Consider the following 1,743-nt stretch of genomic DNA (forward strand, 5'->3'; position numbering starts at 1 on the left):
TCCGGTCGCGTACTTGGCCACTTAAACAAATGACATTCATGCCCATGCCAAAAACAGCCATTGACCATGATTACTGCTTTATATTTTGGCAGAACGATATCAGGCTTTCCCGGCAGGTCTTTGACGTTCTTCCTGAACCTGAATCCCCTGCGATGTAGTTCCGACCGGATCAATATTTCTGGCTTGGTATCTTTCCCTTTGATACCCGCCATCATCCTTGAGCGTGTTGCCTTGTCGACCACATCAACCATAGCTACTCATCCAGATATTTTGCCTGCTTCTCCAGAACATGCTCGATAAAATCAGAAAGGCTCCACAGCCACTCTCGACTTTCCGGCTTATACGTTTCATGTATTGAGGTGGGGACAACAAGCTGCAGGTCGCTGGCTTCCATTTCATCAAGCTGATTACCGGATATACCCGGCTCCAGGGTCACAAGGTGCTTTCTTTTTATGCGACCAGCCTCAGAAAGCACCTGCCGCCAACGATCCTTGCAGGTAGATTTAGCCCCCAGGATAGTCAGCCCATTATCAGGAAAGTCATGATTTTCATACTGCGGAAGCCCGGGGAAGAGAAAATCGGGCTTTGATCTGTTCTCTGTTTCAGCCCCACGAATATGCGCCACCCCATTTTCCTTGAAGAGGAACTCAAGGTGGTTTTCGAGGGCATAACCCACACGGCTTTTTCGCCTGTTCTGGATGCTCAGCGAATAGGAAACAAACTGTTCCACATCCGAAAATCCGCTTTTCAGCTTTTCTTCAACAAAATGCCGTTCCAGCTGCCGGAACAGGGACTCCTCCCTATCCATCAGCGAGACAAGAGCAGTGTCAGGAAGCTTGACTGGCTGAATTTCAGGGCTCAGTTCAAGCGCAAGTGCCGAGAATTCTCTGGTTTTTGGGAAGGCGCCACCAAAGCGGGCAAGCATCAAGTCCAGATAGCGCGAATCATCCTCGAACAGCTCAATTCCAAGCTCATCCAGAACCCACCTGGCAGACCAGCTTGCCTTGATCTGGTTTTCATCAATGGTCTTTCCGGAAAAAGCATTTGTTGTACTATCAAGGCCAAAAAGCCAGCGTAACTGGGATTCTTCGCTACTTCCTTTGTCACAGAAGACAAGAATCAGCTCCTCCGAAGTGGTCTTTGCAATCAGAAAGAACATCCCTTCCGAAATCAGATCTGTCACTTCATTGGAAACGTAATAAAGCCTTAGCTCGGGACCGCGCCCACTCTTCCCCCTGCGAGAGTCATACCAGCTGACGACACCATCAACATTTGCACTTTTGTCTTTGTCTTCAGAAAGAAACATGAACCTGCAGGGGTATTTGTACGTCTCCTCACCCGGATCTCCCAAGAAGTGCTTGAATCCCGCTTTTACCAGCCCTCCAAACTCATGCTGATTGGATTTACCCGGGTCCGCATCCACTGCAGTGAGGTATTTCCAGGCAATCCCCTCAAAATACTGGCCTAGTTTTTCCATCCCGCCATTTTCCCCTTTTCTTCGAGCAATCTCATTTGCCCTTTGTCTGGCTGCTTTATCTTGTATTTTTTCTTTTTGCCTTTGACATTCGCATCAAGGATTCTTGAGTGCATTTCTCTGGCTACCGCCTCAAAGACCGGTACCGCTACTGAGTTACCAAACTGTTTGTAAGCTTGGGTATCTGAAACGGGAATGCGAAAATCGGATTCTCCCGGCTTGTCAAAGCCCATCAGCCGCGCACACTCTCTGGGAGTAAGTCTGCGAGG

The 1,743-nt window shown here is 48.8% G+C and carries 3 protein-coding genes; all 3 read right to left on the minus strand.

Annotated elements, in window-relative coordinates:
- Positions 1–251 (minus strand): very short patch repair endonuclease (locus A3730_RS22290; RefSeq protein ID WP_231884015.1); only part of this gene is annotated, 251 nt, incomplete at its 3' end.
- Between the two features lie 2 nt (positions 252–253).
- Positions 254–1,477 (minus strand): type II restriction endonuclease, encoded by a 1,224-nt coding sequence (locus A3730_RS22295; RefSeq protein ID WP_063538968.1) that lies wholly within the window; start codon positions 1,475–1,477, stop codon positions 254–256.
- Positions 1,465–1,743 (minus strand): DNA cytosine methyltransferase (locus A3730_RS22300; protein ID WP_197477574.1); only part of this gene is annotated, 279 nt, incomplete at its 5' end. The genes A3730_RS22300 and A3730_RS22295, both read right to left, overlap by 13 nt.

The sequence above is a fragment of the Alcanivorax sp. HI0044 genome (genome assembly GCF_001634945.1).